Here is a 19,698-nt window from a genome sequence, read left to right as displayed (position 1 = left end):
TAGTCTTAAGACACTAGAACCCCGATTTTTCTCCTTTTTTAAGTAGAAGAAAATCAAATTAAAAGATAAAAAATGAAAAATATTGATATTCTTTTCATATTAATGCCCCCTTCTTCAAAGAACATACCATCTCCATCTTTTTCTATATTAAAAAGTTACTTAGAACATCATGGCTTTCAAAGTGAACTACTTTATGGAAATTTTTTATATGAAAGAGATAACGTCTTCTTTAAAGAAGAAAATACAACAGAAACTGAAGCATTATTACCTTTCCTTGGACTTCTTGACAATCTAAATCCGGAAAAAGAAGAATATATCAATTATTACTTTAGATGCTTCTGGCCAGAACTTTTCCTAGCGGATAGATCAATATTTGAAGAAATAAAACAAGATATTTTTAATAAATATCTTGTTTTTATTAAAGAAACTATTGCCTATATTAATAATAACAACATTTTGAATATTGGTTTTACTTCAAAATTTCATCAATGGGCACCAGCGGCACTATTATCATATCATATTAAGAAGGTTCTTCCTAACGTTAATATTATTTCAGGAGGATGGACAAATAGTGAAGCAGCATATAATTTCATGAAATTAAATTCACAATTTGATTTTGCAATATGGGGAGAAGGAGAGATACCACTAGTTGAGTTAATGAAAAGTATAAAACGAAACGATTTTAAATTTGAACAAATCCCTAGAATTATTTATAGAAATGGGAATAATGATATTCTTATGAAATCAGGTAATGGTGATTTAAGGACTTATGTAGATTTTAATTCAGATTATTGTATCCCTAATTTTGATGATTATTTTAAAGTTTATAAGGATATTATTAAACAAAAAGAAATTTTATTGCCAATTGAAAGAGGCCGTGGTTGTAATTGGAATAAATGTAGTTTCTGTTATCTGTCACAAGGATATAAGTTCAGATGTAAGTCAACAACTTTACTGATAGAAGAGATTAAGCAACTAATAAAAAAGTATGATACATATAATTTTTTCTTTACAGATAACGATGTTATAGGAAGTGATATGGTAGAATTTAATTATTTCTTAGACCAATTGATAAAATTAAAACAAGAATATCCTCTTTTTACGATAAAAATGGCAGAAGTTATATCTAAAGGGGTTAGTTTTGAAACTATCAAAAAAATGAGCTTAGCTGGCTTTTATAGTGTCCAAGTTGGATTAGAATCAATATCTGATAAACTTCTTAAAGATATTAATAAGAAGCAAAATATTATAGATAATTTTTTCTTTATTAAATCTGCCATTAACAATAATATCTTAATAAAAGGCGCAAATATAATTATCGACACACCTAATGAAACAGATCAGATGATTATGGAATCCATCAATAATCTTCATTCATATAGATTCTTGTTATCCGAAGAAGAGTTCAGTTTTGAGATCATACCTCTTGGCGTTGCGAATTTTTCAAAATATCTTAAAATAATAAAAAATAAGAATCAAGAACTTGATTGGAGTATTTCTGAATTACAACAATTGATAAGTGAAAGATATACAACGGACATTGATCGTTTTTCTTTGATGGATTTTGTCTTGAATAAAGCAGAAAAACCTCTTTGGAATCTTTTTGGTCGAGCGTTGAGATATTACAAAAGAACAAAATACAGCTATACCGTAAAAGTTAATTCAGATACTTTAGAAGTTTTATATAAAGAATATAGAGATAATAAATTGATCAAAGAGTTGTTTTTTGATGATAAATTGTATTATTTAATATTTTTTGAATTAGAAACATGCATATCAAATAAAACAACTCTTTATTCATTAATTAATAAAAAAAAGAATGTCGATTTTAATTATTTTGAAACATGTGTTCAGGAGCTAATAGACCAAGATCTACTCATTATGGATGGTGATGAAAATCTAACTTCAATTATTTTTATAAGTAAAAATGTTTAAAAGACTATTTCAAAACAATTAAATATAGCTGTTGAATATGAAACTTATAAACAGATGACATACAATAAAAATCTATTGTAGATGCATTTTCCTCTCACAAAACAACTTGATTCTATGGACTGCGGTCCGGCCTGCCTAGGTATGATTTCCAAACATTACGGCAAAGAGTATAACATTGATAATCTTCGGGCAAATTCCTATATCAGTCGCGAAGGCGTGTCAATGCTCGGCATAAGCCGTGCTGCCGAAAACATCGGTTTTCGCACCATGGGCGGCCGCATCACGTTTGAAAAACTAGCAGAAAAAGCCCTATTGCCGTGCATCGTGCATTGGCGACAAGAGCACTTTGTGGTGGTCTATGATATCAAGAAAACACGCAAAAACGGCTACGAAGTCTATGTAGCCGACCCCGGTAAAGGTCGCATTCGCTTTTCCAAAGAAGAATTTTGCAAAAATTGGATTAGTACCCAAACTGGTGGCGAAGAAAAAGGCGTAGCCCTGCTTTTTGAACCTACAGCTGCGTTTTTTGATCAAGAGGGCGATGCCGTAAAGAGTCAAAACCGCCTGAAATTCCTTTGGAAATACTTGGTAAAATACAAACGGTTTTTCACGCAGCTTATCCTCGGCTTGTTTTTGGGAAGCATTTTGCAATTGATATTTCCATTTCTCACGCAAGCTATCGTAGATACAGGAATACAGGGCAAAGACATCGGTTTTGTGTGGCTGATTTTGATAGCTCAAACCATGTTGCTTTTCAGCCGTACCGCCATCGACTTTATCCGCCGGAAAATTCTGCTGCACATCAGCACGCGCATCAATATATCGCTGATTTCCGATTTCTTTATCAAGCTGATGAAACTGCCCATGAAGTTTTTCGATACCAAACTCACGGGTGACCTCCTGCAACGTATAGAAGACCACCGCCGTATCGAAAACTTCCTCACGGTGCAAACGCTTAATATGCTCTTTTCGGTGTTCAGTTTCGTGATTTTCGGCATCGTGCTTTTTGTCTATAACGTGCCTATATTCTTGGTTTTTCTTGCAGGAAGCATACTCTACGGCTTGTGGATAATGGTTTTTTTGAAAAAACGCAGGGTATTGGACTATAAGTATTTCGAGCAACAGGGAATAAACAGAAACGTAGTGTATCAGCTTATTACTGGAATGCAGGAGATAAAACTGCAAGGGTGCGAACAGCGCAAGCGTTGGGAATGGGAAGATGTACAAGCCGACCTTTTCGATGTGAATATGCAGTCGCTCTCGTTGCAGCAAAATCAGGAAGCCGGAAGTATCCTGATCAACGAGTTGAAGAACATTATTATTACCGTGTTGGCTGCAACAGCCGTCATCGGCGGTAACCTCACACTGGGTATGATGTTGGCTATTCAATACATTATAGGACAGTTGAACGCTCCGGTAGAGCAAATGATGAACTTTATCTACAGCTGGCAGGATGTAAACATCAGCTTAGACCGTATGAACGAGATCCATACCCAAAAGAACGAGGAAGACGCAAACCGCACGGTGGAGAAACTCTCCGAAAATCGTTCGGTAAAAATCGAAAATCTCTGTTTCAAATACGACGGTGCCCGCCCCGATTATGTGTTGAACAATATCAACCTGAATATTCCGCAGGGCAAAGTAACCGCCATTGTGGGGGCAAGCGGAAGCGGGAAAACCACGCTTCTGAAACTGCTTTTGGGTTATTACGCCCCCAACGAGGGAAAAATAGAGATTGGAAACGAGAATTTGGAAAAATTCAGTCTCAACTGGTGGCGCACGGTGTGCGGAGCCGTGATGCAGGAAGGTTATCTCTTTTCAGATAGTATCGCCCGCAACATCGCCCCCTCGGACGACGAGATAGATTTGGAACGACTGCGCTACGCAGCACGAGTAGCCAATATTGCCGATTATATTGAGGCGTTGCCACTCGGTTACAACACCCAAATCGGACAAGACGGACAAGGCGTGAGCCAGGGGCAACGACAACGAATCTTAATTGCCCGTGCCGTGTATAAAAATCCGCCGTTTATCTTTTTGGACGAGGCCACCAATGCTTTGGATGCCAATAACGAGAGGGCGATTGTGGAGAATTTGGCGGATTTCTATCAAGACAAAACCGTTATCGTGGTCGCCCACCGGCTAAGCACGGTAAAAAATGCCGACCAGATTGTGGTTCTCGATGCCGGACAAATTGCCGAAGTGGGTACACACGAAGAACTTACGCAAAAACGTGGGAAATATTATGAATTGGTAAAAAATCAGTTGGAATTGGGAAATTGAAAATGGAACGACAAAAACACATAGAACTCCGAAGCGAGAAAGTCCGTAACATCATCGGGCAGGTTCCGCCGGTGTTGTTACGCTATGGCATTGCTATTATCGGGTTGTCACTGCTTGTCCTTGTGGGAGTTTCGGCGTTTATTCCGTATCAACCCAGCATAAGTGTGGAAATAACGGTAACGCAAACCGATGACAGTATACTGCATTACTCAGCTCGCATCCCGCGAAGTGCAATAAAAAATAGAGCTAAGTTTACAGAAGTAAGTCTTAACCCATGGTCAGAGATGCCGTTGCCCTCCCGATTCCGAATTGAAGAAATTTCGAATAACGTGAAACTTTCCGGACAAGAAGCGTGGCAATCGGCTACACTTATCCCGATAGATAATATATCTGAAAACATTTTATTGGATAAACCTTTAACTGTACAAGGCAAAATTTTACTTGAAAAACAGAGTGTGATGATGTGGGTGGTGAAAAAAGTGAAAAATTGAGATTATCAATTGTTCTTCTTTGAGTTTTTATTATTTATAATATTGCGATAAATAAACAATAAATGAGTCATTCAATAGGATTAGTAGTGTTAGAGAAGGATAATTTCTTAATACCTCCGATAATGTTTAAGGGTTAATTATGAAGAAGTAGATAAAAATTAAGGTTAAACGATATAAACTCAAAGTCTTGGGATATTGTAAGTTGCTGATTATGCTTGGACAAACAAGCTATTATTCAAAGGCTTTGTGTGGAGCATTGGTTCAAAAACTTTATTTAGGGTTTTATTCTTACAATTCACTTATTCAGTATTGTATAGAGAACTATTTCGGGAAACTATTCACTCTGGTAGATTTAACTCCAAATTCTTATCAATCAGGAATTGAAATAATAATTAAAAACAAATTACTGGAAGAAGATTATATTGTTTGTAATTAATCCTTTAACCACTACATTTCAATCCATTATTTAAACAGATTAGAGAGAATTTCTTTAATCTGTTTTTTTGTTTGTTCTAAAAAAGAAAAATTTTAATGTTAAAGACTAACTTAATTACTGTTTAGTAATTTATTTTATATACTTTTGTAACGAAGTACTATCAGTTATTCATTTTCCCTGAAGTATAGCTGGACAAAACATACAGACAACAAGATATAGATTTCGATTAAACGCAATAACATTGATATAATACTAAAAGTGAACAATTACTCTTTTTATAAATAACGTTATAAACCATAAGCTAAAATACTGATGAGGGAGGTTTTAAAAGAAATATTAGCCTCAATAAAAGTTCATAAAGTTCGCTCTATGCTTACTGGTTTTGGTGTTGCGTGGGGAATGTTTATATTAATTGTATTATTGGGTGCAGGAAACGGTTTTCGCTCCGGAATGCTATCCATGTTTAGTGGATACGCTTCAAACAGCATCTGGATTACCGGTCAATGGGTAAGTCATGCAAAGATTGGAGGAGTTCAATCCGGCTCCAGGGTTCATTTTGACAAATCTCTTGAAGGTAAACTAAAAAAGAGATTCCGTGAGGTTCAATATATATCTTCTGAAATCAGTTTGGAAAATGCAAATCCCGTTCGTTTTGAAGGTCTTAGTGGAAATTTTGATGTAAAAGGAATTGATCAGAATTACAATACGATTAAATTGCTTGAAATAGAAGAAGGACGCTTTTTAAATGATTTTGATTATCAGCAGAAGAGAAGAGTTGTTGTTATAGGAGACAGAATAAAAGAAACTCTTTTTAAGAACCAGAATCCAATAGGGAAACAAATTAGTATAAATGGAGTTTTTTTTCAAGTAGTTGGTATAATTAAAACGGGGACAATTTTCAGTATGATGGAGCGAAATAGTATTTATATACCTATTGTGACCCTACAGAATACTTTTAATTTAAACAACGATTTTTATACGTTTGGCGCTCTTTTACATCATAAAACAAAAGTTGAAACCTTTGAAAACGAATTACGCAATTTTATCGCCCAAGAAATAGGATTTGATAAAAACGACAGAGGAGCTCTATATGTAAACAATGTTCAACTGCAGGTTTCTGCATTTAATAGTCTCTTTAAAGGTATAGATATTTTTCTTTGGGTCTTAGGCATTTGCTTCTTATTAACAGGAATGATAAGTATTACTAATATTATGTTGGTTGTTGTAAAAGAAAGAACAACCGAGATTGGTATTAGAAAAGCTTTGGGTGCCACACCCGAAAGCATTAAATTTTTAATCATATATGAAGCTCTAATTATTACTATGTTGTTTGGTTTAATTGGGATATTCCTTGGGTACATTGGTATAGGTATATATAATTGGATTGTTTCGGCATTGCAAACGGGGCAGCAAGAAATATTTGCAAGTGCATCGCTTGGATGGCATATCGTATTTCCTGCATTTATTCTGTTGATTTTATCGGGTGTGTTTGCCGGATTATTTCCTGCTCAAAAAGCAGCAGAAATTATGCCTGTCGAAACATTAAACAAGGCTGTTTAAAAAACATGGCAAAGAAAAATAAGGCACATATAATCAGCATGGTTCTCTCATTTCTTATTTTGGGGGCAGGAGCCATTTTCTTTGCAGAGAAGCAATCTGAGAAGCAGAGACTTATTTCTCAGACCATTTCTCCCCAAATCATGACAATAACTCAAAAACAAGTCATTTCCGGCAATTTATATCCCATTAAAGAGATAGAAGTAAAATCAGCTATTGCCGGTATTTTAGAGACATATTATGTAAACATAGGTGATAGAATTCGAAAAGGAGAGCGTATTGCCAAAATAAAAATTCTTTCAGAACCCATACAAATTGAAAACGCAAAAACGAATTTAAAAACAACCGAGATAACATTTGAAAGGAATAGGTTAAGTTATGAGCGGGATAAGAAACTATATGAAAAAGGTATTATTACACCATTTGAGTTTGAGGAAATAGAGAAATCCTATCGAATTAGCAAAGAACAATATGAACACGCCCGAAATCAGTTACGCCTATTGCAAGAAGGCTATATTCCCTCCAGTAACGTTTCGAATGTTGTAGTAGCTACCGCCGATGGCACCCTTATTGATTTACCATTGGAAGAAGGTACACCTGTGGTAGAGCGAAATAACTTCAGAGATGGTACAACCGTTGCATTGATTGCGAGATTAGACTCGTTTCTTTTTAGAGGGAAAATTATTGAAAATGATGTGTTGGCTCTAAAGAAAGGTCTGAAATTGACTGTTTTACCCACTTCAATGCCAGGCTTCACTACAGAAGCTATAATTCGAAAAATATCGCCGAAAGGCTATTGGGAGCAAGGAACAATGAAGTATGACATCGAAGCTGTGTTTACACTACCTGATAGTGTACGGATTTATTCCGGCTTTAATGCAACGGCAGAGTTTATCTTGAAGGAGAAGAAAGATGTGATAGCTATTCCTGAAGCAAGTTTGAGTTTCCGGAATGACTCAACATTTACTCATGTCTTAATAAATGGCAAATTAAAAGAAAAATATGTCGATATTGGAATATCTGACGGAATAAATGCAGAAATAATAAGTGGAATAGGAATAAAAAGTAAAGTAAAGAAATAACCATGAAGTTAAGGAATTTAATGTATATTCAAGAAAAAGGAATTCGTATAATTGGACTCTTGACCCCACCTTTCTTTTGTCGGGTATCTGATATTATGTCTGAGTTTATCCAACTATGTGAAGTGAATAATATTGAAAATTCTATGGTTATTTTGAAAGAAAAATATCCGCTATCCGTTTTTCAAGAATTTCAGCAGCGTTTAAACAAAGTAAAAGACAAGTTTTTTGTGGATGATACTTATAAAGAATATATCCAAATTGACTTATCTCAAAAAGTAAGTACCTTAACATTAAATGTAACTAGAAAATGTAACTTAAAATGTTCTTATTGTTTTGAAGATAGTGAATACCGAAAATTGGAAGATATGTCTTTTGATATTGCAAAAAAAGCAATTGATACTTTTTTTACTGATAATAGCACAGATTGGGTTATAATATTTACCGGAGGAGAACCACTTCTTAATTTTAAATTACTAAAACAGGTTGCAGCATATATTAATAGTAAAGAGTTAAAAGTAGAATATCGCATCAAAACAAATGCGACATTAATTAATAATGAAAAAACAGATTTTCTCATTAGAAACAATTTTAAGATTCAAATATCTCTTGATGGGAATAAAGAAGCACATGATACGCATCGGAAATTCACTAACGGTAAAGGTAGCTTTGCTATTGTGGACAAAGTGATAAAAAATTTCATAGCAAATGGATACGGTTCTCTTGTTTCCCTTTCCGGAACACTAACAAATCAAACTATTCAATATGTTGACAATTGTTATAACCATTTGAATTCCTACGTTGGAATATACAACTATTCTTTAAAACCAGTAATGCCTAATTCTCATGAAGGATACGCTTTTGATTTGAAAGACTATAGAAAATCATATATTGCTAATCTTAAACATAATCGATACTTAAAAGAAGTACAATCAAAAGTTTTTGAAAAAATTACTAAAAAGGAAATTTATAACGTGTGTGGAATAGGTATCTGGAATATTACAATTGATGTAGATGGCAAGATATATCCTTGCTATAGAATGTGTGGGAATGAAGAATATGTTATTGGGTCTTTGGATTCTTTAACTCTGCCCTTGAATTTACCTCAGGACCTTAAAAAGATTTATTGCTTGGAAGAGAATAATGAACAATGTTCAAAATGTTATCTAATCGATATTTGCAAAACAGGATGCTATACAGATAAACTGATGTATAAATGTATGGAACAACAATGTTTCCAACCTACAAAATTGGTAATTGAAGACTTGATTAAAAAAGAATTTATTGATAAAAAAATATATCTATCATTAGATATAGTGTGATTAACTTATTATTAATTTTTTAAATTTTATCATCATGAATGATTTATTTAGTGAGAAATTAGACAGTATGCAAACTGTAGATGAAGGTTATGCAACAGAAGGCGGGGTTGGAATTATAACAGCGGTATGTTATATTGTAATTGGAGCCATTGTTATTTCCACAACTTGTAGTGGGGGCGAATAAGGTTGAAATTGGGTGCTGTTTCAAAACGAGACAGCTCTTTTACCCACCTACTTACAAGCAAGTAGGTGGGTATTAAAAAAAGATTGGTAAATTTTCATAGATAATTCGAGTATAAATATAAATAGTGAGTCCCCTCCGAAAAATCTTTTTTTGCCGAAATTTCCCTAAAAACGCTTATTTGATATACTTTATTTTATGTATTCCATGCAAGGTTTGTACTAATTATTTAACACATTATACGATGAGATTTCTTTTTATAGATGGCTGGGCTGATTATTCAAATATATTTAATGATTATAGAGATAATTCAACAAATTCAGTCTTTTTATTATATGCCTCTGCATTCAAGAAAATAAACAAAGACACATTTTACATTAATGCAAGTGAGAAGGACTTTAATAAAGAAAAGCTATATAAATTCATAGAAGAAAAGAAAATAGAAGTAGCTATTTTTTATTCAAATATTGATAATATACTTCCCTTATTACGGTTAGACCTAAATAATTTCAAAACAAAAATAGATGTAATATTCCTATCAATTAATGAAAATCTATCATACTTACTGAATGGCAAATCTCCCCAAAATGTAATCTATAATGAAAAATATAGTTTGATTGAAAACATCAACATTCTATTAAATAAATTTAACCTTCATTTTGACAATAATCAATATAATTTAAATACAGATTTCTCCTTGATAAGGAATATTCAAGAAAAAACAATTACGATAAATACAGGAACTGGCTGTAAAGGCAAATGCAAGTATTGTAATATTAATGACTCCAAGATATTATATAGAAGTCTTGATATTATTATTGAAGATATTAGGACAGTTTTATCGTTGGGAATAAAATATTTCCATATTATAAATCATAATTTTGCTTGTGAAAGAGATTTTGTAGAAAAATTTTGTTCTAAACTAATCGAAATAGGAACAGAATACGATTTTGCCTGGTCTTGTTTTATTATGCCTAATTTTATTATTAATAATCTTGATTTAATAGAATTAATGACTGAAGCAAAATTGAAAAGAATTGAGATTGGTTGTGAAAGTGGAAATGAAAAATTATTGGCGAAAAACGGCATTTACCATTCTTTGATGGATGTTGAATCAATAATTAATTCTGCAATGGTAGCAAAAATACCTAATATAGTCTTACATTTCATGATAGGAATGCCTTCAGAAACAAAAAAATCCCTATTAGAAACAAAAGAATTCATAATGAGATTACTTTATTTGACAACTGCTTTATGTGACATTCATTTACATTGTTATTTCCCTGAAAAATTGCCAATAAATAATAAATATGAAGATATATGTCAAAAGAAAAGAGAATTCATACAAGGTTCGAAAGCTCTAAGTACTTTAGAACTTTCTATGTATAAAAAAGATATGCTGAAAGAAATTAATGCAACAAAGAATGAACTTAGGAAAAATATCCCCGTAAAAACACTTTATGAGCAATTTGAATTAGAACATAATTATAATATTAAAACTCAAACACAAAAAGAATTTATAAGAAGAACACAAAGATACATGGTATTTACAATTAAGAATGAAAGTTTTAATACATATTACTCGTGGGAAATAGAAGAAAATCTAGATGATTATACTCCAGTATTTTTTACCCAAAAGCAGTATCTCCCAGAAGAAAAATTAAAAAGTGATTTATCGAATTTAAATATAGTTCTAATCAATTATATTTTGAGTGGATTCTCTTTAGGCGAAATAGTGTCATTATTAAATCAAGAATCATCAGGTAAAGTTAACAAACAAACTATTATTTCAATTCTTAATGTCTGGGAAATGAACTTAGAACTAAATTACCGGAAATATTTAAAAATTTAAATATTTAAAGCAGCAATAATTAGTTATAATAAAAAACTTATTTGCATAAAAGGTTGTAATACTACTGAGGGGATCTAAGATAATTAAAAAAATTGAAACAAATTAATAAGCAATGAAAAACTCAGAATCTAAATTGAACATTATTTTCATAGATGGACTTGAACCACAAACTAATGTAAATGCAATGGTTCTTGGATATTTATTTCCAATAGGTGCAATGCTAGAGGAATACAATATGAGTTTTAAAGTGTTAAATGTAAAAACTCTATTAAATTACTCTATTCTGGGTATCATAGATGAACTTAAAAAATGGAATTTTGATGCAATAGGCATGACTACTAATTCGGATAATATTCGTTATGTATACAAGATTTGTAGTAGTATAAAAAATCAATTTCCTAAAACTACAATCATATTAGGAGGGCCTGAAGCTTCTTTTGCTGATGAAAAAACATTATCAAAATGCGAATGTGATGTAGTTGTACGAGAAGAAGGAGAAGTTAAGCTCGTAGAAATTCTTAAATGTATTAGTCAAAATAGATCATTTGAACATGTAAGAGGTATTTCTTTCAAAAAAAATGGCAAAATAATAAAGAATGTAGATGCAATGCCGCTTGATGTCAATTCGTTGCCAATCCCTCAATATGCGATATTATCAAACAAGAAGTATTGGATAATCCCATCTGGCGTAAAAGAAGATGACTATACTCACATTCTAGACAAGCTGAGGAAATCATATAAGTTTTTCATGTCTGGAAGAGGATGTCCTCACAATTGTGCTTTTTGTGTAGAAGGAAGTCTAAAAAGAAAATATAGAGCAAAAAAAGTAGAATTAGTAAAACAGGACTTAGAGTATTTCATTTCTCAAACAAATACCGATTATTTAATAATTTCAGACGATACATTTACGTCCTCTCCTAAAAGAGTTAAAGATATGTGTTCAATGATAAAAGAAGTCAGACAAAAATATAGATTTGTTTGGTTTTGTGAGGGAAGAATTGATGCTCTATCAAAGAATCCAGAATTGTTGTCTGTAATGTATGAAGCAGGACTTAGAAAAATTCAATTGGGCGTAGAATCTGGTAATCAAAAGGTATTGGATATTTATAATAAAAACATTACATTAGAACAGACAAAAAAAGTCATAAATGAAACTGCTAAATATGAACGTCTATTAGTACATGGTAATATACTATTAGGAAATCCCGAAGAAACTTTTAATGAGTTTAAGGATAGCTTAAATTTTATTAAGGATCTAATAAAGTTATCTGACTTTAAGTTAAATATTTCGAATGCTTATGTAACTCCGTTTCATGGAACTCCACTTAGAAATAATCCTGAAAAATATAATATAGAAATTTTAATTGATGATTTTGAGTTTGTACGCTTTGGAATGAATGATATTGTATGTAGACCAAAATCTCTGTCGCTAGATGAATTAATAGCTCTAAAACCATATACTGATGGAGAGATATTAAAATGTATCAATGAAAATATTTTTAAATATCCAAGGAACAAAATAATAAAATACTTTACAGAACCTAATCGAGTTACATTTCATCAAAATGGTATATTAGATACATTAGGTAGACTTGCGTCTTTTCAAAAGTATTTACAAATCGTAACACGATCCACAACAGTAGATTCAACTCAAATAGATGTTATTCAGAAATCTCATACTCTATCTCCTTTAAGGCTTTGGGAAATTGAATATAATAAAGATACGAACCAGTATAATTTTATTGATTTAAGTGGAATAAATACAATTATTGATGGGAAAAATGCTTATTTATGGGAAAAAGCAACAGGTAAAAATACACTATATGAAATATTTGCAAAAGCTGATGATTTATCTTTAGAATATATTGCAGAATTTTACCAGACTTTAGAAGCTAAAATGGCTATTGTTTTTGTTGAATTTTATAATACTCCCCAAAATTAGGACAAGAAGTTAAGTAGTATCTTTGTGCGTAAAAGACAAAGAATTATGAATAAAGGAAGTCGGAGAAAATTCAGTGCTGAATTTAAAGCCAAAGTAGCGTTGGAAGCATTGCAAGAACGAGAAACCATTGAAAGTTTGTGTAAAAAATATGATTTGCATCCCAATCAGGTAAGCCAGTGGAAACGTTCTTTCAAGGAAGAAGGAAGCAAGGTCTTTGAAAAGAGTGTCGGGCATGATGAATTATCAGAAAAAGACCGTCTGATAGCAGAACTTTATCGTCAGATAGGGGAATTGAAGGTTGACAATGACTGGTTAAAAAAAAAGCTGCGATGATGCCTCCGGAAGTACGCCGCGAATTGGTCGAACGTCAATCTCCGGAGATGAGTATAGTGCGTCAATGCAAGCTGCTTTCGATTCACCGTAGCGGGTTGTACTACACCCCTTCTCCTGAAAGTGAGGAGAATTTGGGGATTATGCGTTGGTTGGACGAACAATATCTTTCCACTCCATTTTATGGTGTTGAGCGACTTCTACCCTTACTCACCCTGTTAGGGTATAGAATCAACCGTAAACGGCTCAGACGGTTAATGCGCATGGTGGGTTGGCAGACCCTTTATCCGGGCACAAGGACCACTATCCCGGGAAAGGATGGGCACAAATACCCCTATTTGTTGAAAGGGCTGAAGATTGACAGGCCGAATCAGGTTTGGGCCATTGACATCACCTATATTCCCATGTCGAAAGGGTTTATGTATTTGTTTGCCATTATCGATGTTTACTCACGTTATGTGGTGGGCTGGAGCCTGAGTAACACGATGAGCGCGGAATGGTGTGTGGATTGTATCGAAGAGGCTATCTCGGTACATGGAACACCGGAAATAATCAATTCTGACCAAGGCAGTCAGTTCACTTCGGATATTTACACCGATTGCCTGAAAAGGCATGAGATTCGCATCAGTATGGACGGTAGAGGTCGTGCCATCGATAATATCTTTATTGAACGTTTATGGCGCAGTGTGAAGTACGAACACATCTATTTGCATGCGTATGACGATGGAAACAGTTTGTGGAAGGGATTGAACGGGTACTTCCGGTTCTATAATCACGACAGGCTCCATCAGAGCCTTGGCTACCGACCGCCGATAGAAGTCTTCCAATGTGGAACGGGACGGCTGAAAACGGCCTGATAGGGAGAGCCTTTTTTTAGCTCATTCCGCTTCGGCTACGCCTTCGCTCCATGAGCTAAAGAAAAAACAGCGAATAAAATGAAAGAAAAGTATTATAAACCAAATAATAAGTATAAATTTGTATGAAGATATTTATCTTAACGCACTTAATAAAGTGATAATACCTGTCCTACAACTGGGGAGTAGTGTATTTTAATAATAAATATATATGCAAAGACTGAGTAGTGTTTCTTATTTAAGCAAAGAAAATAAATTTCATATACTGAAAAAAAAGAAGATAAAACGAGTTTTTTCAATTGTTATAATTATACTGTTGATAGTAATCAATGGTATATTATATGTATTTTCCCCTATTACCATATTCTTTTCAATAAGAAATATAATTTTAGGTGTTATGACTGGAGTTTTTGTTTTTTTTGTGAATTTTTCGATTACCTACCTTATTACCTTTTTCAGAAAAAAAATTAATCGTTCTGCTAAATTCATTAATAACTTGTCAATTTTAGATCTTGATCTTATTTCCTTTTCATTAATACAGACATTTTTAGTAATAACCTTGCTTGCATCAGTTGAAGAATTTATATTTAGGTCATTTTTACTCTCATTTTTTAACAGGCTGTTTTCACCCCTTATTTCTATTGCAGTAAATGCATTATTATTTTATTTATTTCATTTTAATAAAAAGGTTATTGAGCTTATGTTTATGGCTATTGTTTTTTCGGCAATTACCTTATATTCAAATAATCTCTTATCTGTAATTGTTGCCCATTCATTGAATAATATAATGGTTTACGTATACAAGAAGTATTTATTTAGTAAAACTAAAGTTGATATTATTGAATAAACTAGGGGAGGATATGTACCTCAATGTTAAATAGAATAGATTATGAAAATCAATAAAATTATTTTTATTACGTTGTTTTTTACGCTTCTTGACCAATTGATCAAAATAATAATCAACATTTATTTTTTTGAATGCCGATTTATTATATTGAATCCAATTTTGGAATTCCATCCAACATTTAACAATAAGTATAGCTATTTGAACCATTTGCTTCATAATAAATTTAATATTGATTTAGGCATGCCATTTCATTTAATTCTAAACATTATAACATTTATCGTGATTATTCTTTTATATTACTATTTACGGAATTTACAAAAAACAAGACTACTTGATATTTCTTTCATTTTTGCTTTTTCGGGGATAATATCTGTATTGATATCTACATATATTTGGGAAAATGGGTGCCTTGATTATATTTATTTAAAACCACTATTTGTATTTGATTTAAAAGATATATATTTAAATTGTTTCGCTATTCTTTTTTTGATTTATTTAAATAAGAATAAGGCTATAATAAATATAAAAGGTAAAAAATTATTTTAGAATATTTTCTCGATACACTATAATAAAATTAGTCAAACTTTGTGTCCAATTTCATGGCACGGATACTTAATCATTATTTATGAAGTTCTTATTTATACCATTTTATAAAAAATCACATCAAATTCCTTTACTGGTTTTGTACTATAAGTATTTTAGAAGTATAAAGGGAATTGAGTGTTCCTTTCTTCTTCCTAATTCTGACGAGTACTATAGTAAATTATACAAGGTCAATAGGTTGGATTTTGATTATTCTCCTCCTACTTTTAAAGAAAACACAAACTATATCAATTTAAAAGCAATCCATCCATTCTTAGATAATAGAAATAAAGTAATTGACCAATATAAACCTGATGTTATTATAGAAGATTTTTCTTTTGATATTTATCAATATTGCGAACAAAGGAATATTCCGGTTATATCCATACAGCGTACAGGGGTTTTTAGAATACTTAATCCTGCTATAAGAAATCCTTTACATGTACATTCAATTGAAAAAGAATTGATTAATGGTAAACGATTTATGATCTTCAGGTATAAAAATTACACTGGCAATTCAGATGATTTGACCAATAAAGAATACTACGTTGCAAAATATGCATTAGATTTAAAGTTAAAAAATGCCTTGAATCCACCTATAAAAATAATTCCAGGTATTGCTTCAATTGAAAAATTGCCACCTTTTGTAGATACAAAATCATATTACTTTTCTGGCCCTTTAATCCCAAATGATCAAATAGAAATTTCATTATTAGGTAGGATAAAAGCTTTTTTTAATGAGAATAAAAGTAAGAAAAAAATCTTTCTGACAACAGGTCTTGTTGAAAATCAAGATATATCTGGAATATTTAAGTATTTGATAAAAAAAGAATATGCAATAGCCACTACAGTATTTCCTCCATTTGATGTAGATAAAAGATGTATTTTTTTTAATCCTTTTTTCCCGTTACATTATATTTCAGAAAATGTTGATTTGATAATTCATCATTGCGGTAATGGAATTTATCATTATCCATTGCTCCATCTCAAGCCATTTATAACAATTGGCACACAATGTTATGATAGAGAAGATGTGGCTATTCAATTACAAAATATGAATATTTCAACTCATATACCATCACCATTTGATGATATAAATTATATGGAAAAGTTTATGGACTCTATAGAGAAATTCGAGAATGGAAATTTATGTAATTATGAAAGATTGAAACAAATAAGAAATGAAATTGAGACAACAATGAATAAATTTAATATAAAGACGATCTTAAAAAAACTATAGAAATATTATGATTCAGAGAGATTTTATATTGAAAGAAATAGAAAAAGTTGGAGTAATTATAAGTAATATTTATCAAAAGTTTTTAGGTGGTAAAGATAATTCGGCAATAACTATTGAAAAGCAGATTGAAAACATCAAAATGTTGTTGTTGAATGAAATTAGCTTCGATCTTGACAAATATTTAATTTTAGGTTGTGAAGAATCAAAAGAATATTTATCAACTTTTGTAGGATTCAATGTTGATAATATTGAACTTTTAGCTGATTTACTATTTCATACAGTTATTGATTGTAATTTTAGTGATTCTAATTTATATATTGAAAAAACGTTACAACTATATAATTTCTGTAACTTAATGTCGAAAACTTTTTCTTTAGAAAGAGAGGCGAAAATCATCAAAATTAAAGAACGACTCCAAGTATTAAATGTTAAAGATAATCAATTATGAAATTGACTCCTCACAAAATACTCCAATCGAAAAAGATATAAACAATGGGTTTTGCTTGAGATTTATATTAGGACAAAATAATCAACAAAATAAAAAAATGATAAATATAGAAAGAGTTAAAAAAGATTTTAGGTGTGTAAAAGCTTTAGATGGTGTCAATTTTAGAATACCTCAAAATGCTATCTTTGGTTTTTTAGGTCCTAATGGAGCTGGTAAGACTACGCTAATCCGTATCCTAACAGGTATTATTACTCCTGATTCAGGTCAAGTTCTTATTAACGAACAACCAATAAACAAATTAAGTATAAAACGGATTGGTTATTTACCTGAAGAACGTGGTTTATACAAAAAAATGAAAGTTGGCGAACAGGCTATTTATTTGGCGGTATTAAAAGGACTAACACATCAGGAAGCAGAAAAAAGAATAAAAGAATGGTTTGAAAAATTAGAAATAACCGATTGGTGGAATAAACGGATTGACACTTTATCTAAAGGAATGCAACAAAAAATTCAGTTTGTTATATCTGTTATTCATCAACCGGATTTATTAATATTGGATGAACCATTCTCCGGATTGGACCCCATTAACCGGGAAGTGTTAGGAAAAGAAATTTTAGAGCTTAATAAATCCGGAATGACTATAATCCTTTCAACTCACGACATGAATTCGGTTGAACAGTTTTGTGATCAAGTTGTGTTAATTGATAAAGGAAAGATACTTTTGTCCGGGAAAGTAAATGAAATAAAACAACAAAGAAAGTCATTCTTGTATGAGTTTTGTTTTAAACAACACGAAGAATTATTTAAGGATGAATGTCTTAAATATAAGTCTGATATATTGTTGATTCAAAGAAATGACAATTTTATTTGCGCAAGAGTAAAATTTCACAATGAATCGGAAGCGGAATCTGTACTCTTTAATATATTAAGGAAAGTTGGAATAATTTCGTATAAAGAAATTCTCCCTTCTATGCACGATATTTTTGTGGAATCTATCACTTCAAATAATGATATAAACAAATAATTATGAATGAACTACTACATGTGATACAGCGCGAATATGTAACCAGGGTACGAACGAAGTCGTTTATCTTGATTACGCTGTTAACCCCTCTGTTATTGTCTTCCATATTTGTGTTACCGGCATACTTTGCCAAGCAACATGAAGATTATAAGCAATTGAAAATTGGTATCGTTGATCCGACACATGCTTTGGACGGAACATTTAAAGACTCTGAATTCTCAGTTGAAAGGCTCGAAAATCAACCTATTGAAGAGATAAAGCAATTGTTATTGAATAATCAATGGGAAGGTATTATATATGTAGTGTCTTCTGATTCTACAGGAATGAATGTTCAATATTACAGTGCAAAACAACCAAGCATTTTTTTACAAAACAGAATTAAATCGGAAATAGAAAAAGTGATTGTTAACGATAAGTTGAGTGTTTACGGCATTCGTGACATAGAGTCACTAATTTTTACGGCAAAACAGTCTGTGAGAATAGAGAATATACGGGTTGGAACCGAAAATAAACAAACAGGATATGCCGGGTATCAGCGTTCTTTATGCTTAGCTTTAGGTGTAACCATTTATATGTTTATTTTTCTGTTTAGCTCTCAAGTAATGCGAGGGGTCTTGGAAGAAAAATCTAACCGGATTGTAGAATTAATAATAACTTCTATTTCTCCTGTAAAATTCATGATTGGAAAAATAATTGGCATAGCATTATTGGGACTTACCCAAATTGCTTGTTGGCTTATAATCATGTATTGTTTTTCATTATTTTTTTCAAGCGGTTCCGAAATGCTTCTTAACAACAAGATGATGAGTAACCGTATAAGCCCTGAAGATATAAATCAAATTCTAAGCAACTTGAGTCAGATTGACTTCAATGTAATTATTCCCGTTTTTTTATTTTTCTTTGTAGGAGGTTATTTGCTTTATTCATCCATATTTGCGGCCATATCCGCAACTGCTAATCACAGCGATGACATTCAGCAAGTAACAATGATCGTTACTATTCCATTAATTCTGTCTGTTTTCGTCTTATCTAACACGATAAATAGTCCCGACAGCACTCTATCCTACTGGTTTTCAATTATTCCATTTACATCTCCGATAATTATGACAAGCCGTGTGGTTTATGGAGCTCCCGTAAAAGATATACTCTTATCTATGGCACTTTTAGTTACAACCGTTTCTTTGATTATCTGGTTATCAGGGAAAATATATAAAACTGCTATTTTATTTACGGGTAAGAAGATAAATATAAAAGACATAATATCCTGGATAAGAAAAACTAATTAATACAATTTA

General features: G+C 32.0%; 17 protein-coding genes. All 17 read left to right on the top strand.

Annotation, left to right across the window (positions count from 1 at the left end):
- Window positions 1-72: 72 nt before the first annotated feature.
- The 17 genes from ABNK31_RS14200 (at window position 73) to ABNK31_RS14120 (ending at window position 19,689) form a co-directional block, all read left to right on the top strand.
- The gene (locus tag ABNK31_RS14200) at window positions 73-1,935 is read left to right on the top strand and encodes a B12-binding domain-containing radical SAM protein (RefSeq protein ID WP_418893131.1); all 1,863 of its coding nucleotides are present in this window, start codon (window positions 73-75) and stop codon (window positions 1,933-1,935) included.
- A gap of 81 nt (window positions 1,936-2,016) precedes the next feature.
- Window positions 2,017-4,218, top strand: a complete 2,202-nt coding sequence (locus ABNK31_RS14195) for a peptidase domain-containing ABC transporter (protein ID WP_418893130.1) — start codon at window positions 2,017-2,019, stop codon at window positions 4,216-4,218.
- Between the two features lie 2 nt (window positions 4,219-4,220).
- The gene (locus ABNK31_RS14190) at window positions 4,221-4,709 is read left to right on the top strand and encodes a hypothetical protein (RefSeq protein ID WP_418893129.1); all 489 of its coding nucleotides are present in this window, start codon (window positions 4,221-4,223) and stop codon (window positions 4,707-4,709) included.
- A gap of 748 nt (window positions 4,710-5,457) precedes the next feature.
- A complete protein-coding gene (locus tag ABNK31_RS14185) occupies window positions 5,458-6,705 on the top strand; it encodes an ABC transporter permease (protein WP_418893128.1) in 1,248 nt (415 codons plus the stop codon).
- A gap of 5 nt (window positions 6,706-6,710) precedes the next feature.
- On the top strand, window positions 6,711-7,784 hold the full coding sequence (locus tag ABNK31_RS14180; protein ID WP_418893127.1) for an efflux RND transporter periplasmic adaptor subunit: 1,074 nt from the start codon (window positions 6,711-6,713) through the stop codon (window positions 7,782-7,784).
- Window positions 7,785-7,786: 2 nt separating this feature from the next.
- Window positions 7,787-9,103: a radical SAM protein gene (locus tag ABNK31_RS14175; protein ID WP_418893126.1), complete on the top strand. Its 1,317-nt coding sequence runs from the start codon at window positions 7,787-7,789 to the stop codon at window positions 9,101-9,103.
- 34 nt (window positions 9,104-9,137) lie between these two features.
- On the top strand, window positions 9,138-9,287 hold the full coding sequence (locus ABNK31_RS14170) for a hypothetical protein (RefSeq protein WP_418893125.1): 150 nt from the start codon (window positions 9,138-9,140) through the stop codon (window positions 9,285-9,287).
- 241 nt (window positions 9,288-9,528) lie between these two features.
- Entirely contained in the window at window positions 9,529-11,136 is a 1,608-nt protein-coding gene (locus tag ABNK31_RS14165; protein ID WP_418893124.1) for a B12-binding domain-containing radical SAM protein, read from the top strand.
- A gap of 112 nt (window positions 11,137-11,248) precedes the next feature.
- Entirely contained in the window at window positions 11,249-13,078 is a 1,830-nt protein-coding gene (locus ABNK31_RS14160; RefSeq protein ID WP_418893123.1) for a B12-binding domain-containing radical SAM protein, read from the top strand.
- Between the two features lie 45 nt (window positions 13,079-13,123).
- The gene (locus ABNK31_RS14155) at window positions 13,124-13,411 is read left to right on the top strand and encodes a transposase (protein ID WP_418892548.1); all 288 of its coding nucleotides are present in this window, start codon (window positions 13,124-13,126) and stop codon (window positions 13,409-13,411) included.
- Entirely contained in the window at window positions 13,408-14,265 is an 858-nt protein-coding gene (locus ABNK31_RS14150; protein WP_418892547.1) for an IS3 family transposase, read from the top strand. Before ABNK31_RS14155 ends, ABNK31_RS14150 begins: the two co-directional genes overlap by 4 nt.
- A gap of 208 nt (window positions 14,266-14,473) precedes the next feature.
- On the top strand, window positions 14,474-15,109 hold the full coding sequence (locus tag ABNK31_RS14145) for a lysostaphin resistance A-like protein (RefSeq protein WP_418893122.1): 636 nt from the start codon (window positions 14,474-14,476) through the stop codon (window positions 15,107-15,109).
- A gap of 42 nt (window positions 15,110-15,151) precedes the next feature.
- On the top strand, window positions 15,152-15,655 hold the full coding sequence (locus ABNK31_RS14140; protein ID WP_418893121.1) for a signal peptidase II: 504 nt from the start codon (window positions 15,152-15,154) through the stop codon (window positions 15,653-15,655).
- A 235-nt stretch (window positions 15,656-15,890) separates the two neighbouring features.
- Window positions 15,891-16,931: a hypothetical protein gene (locus ABNK31_RS14135; protein WP_418893120.1), complete on the top strand. Its 1,041-nt coding sequence runs from the start codon at window positions 15,891-15,893 to the stop codon at window positions 16,929-16,931.
- Between the two features lie 7 nt (window positions 16,932-16,938).
- Window positions 16,939-17,379, top strand: coding sequence for a hypothetical protein (locus ABNK31_RS14130; protein ID WP_418893119.1), 441 nt, complete (start codon window positions 16,939-16,941; stop codon window positions 17,377-17,379).
- Entirely contained in the window at window positions 17,357-18,403 is a 1,047-nt protein-coding gene (locus ABNK31_RS14125; RefSeq protein ID WP_418893118.1) for an ABC transporter ATP-binding protein, read from the top strand. Before ABNK31_RS14130 ends, ABNK31_RS14125 begins: the two co-directional genes overlap by 23 nt.
- A 2-nt stretch (window positions 18,404-18,405) precedes the next feature.
- The gene (locus ABNK31_RS14120; protein WP_418893117.1) at window positions 18,406-19,689 is read left to right on the top strand and encodes an ABC transporter permease; all 1,284 of its coding nucleotides are present in this window, start codon (window positions 18,406-18,408) and stop codon (window positions 19,687-19,689) included.
- Window positions 19,690-19,698: the final 9 nt, after the last annotated feature.

It is taken from the genome of Limibacterium fermenti (assembly GCF_041902845.1).
In the GTDB taxonomy this organism is placed as follows: domain Bacteria; phylum Bacteroidota; class Bacteroidia; order Bacteroidales; family Dysgonomonadaceae; genus Limibacterium; species Limibacterium fermenti.
This window is presented reverse-complemented; position numbering and strand designations above follow the sequence as displayed.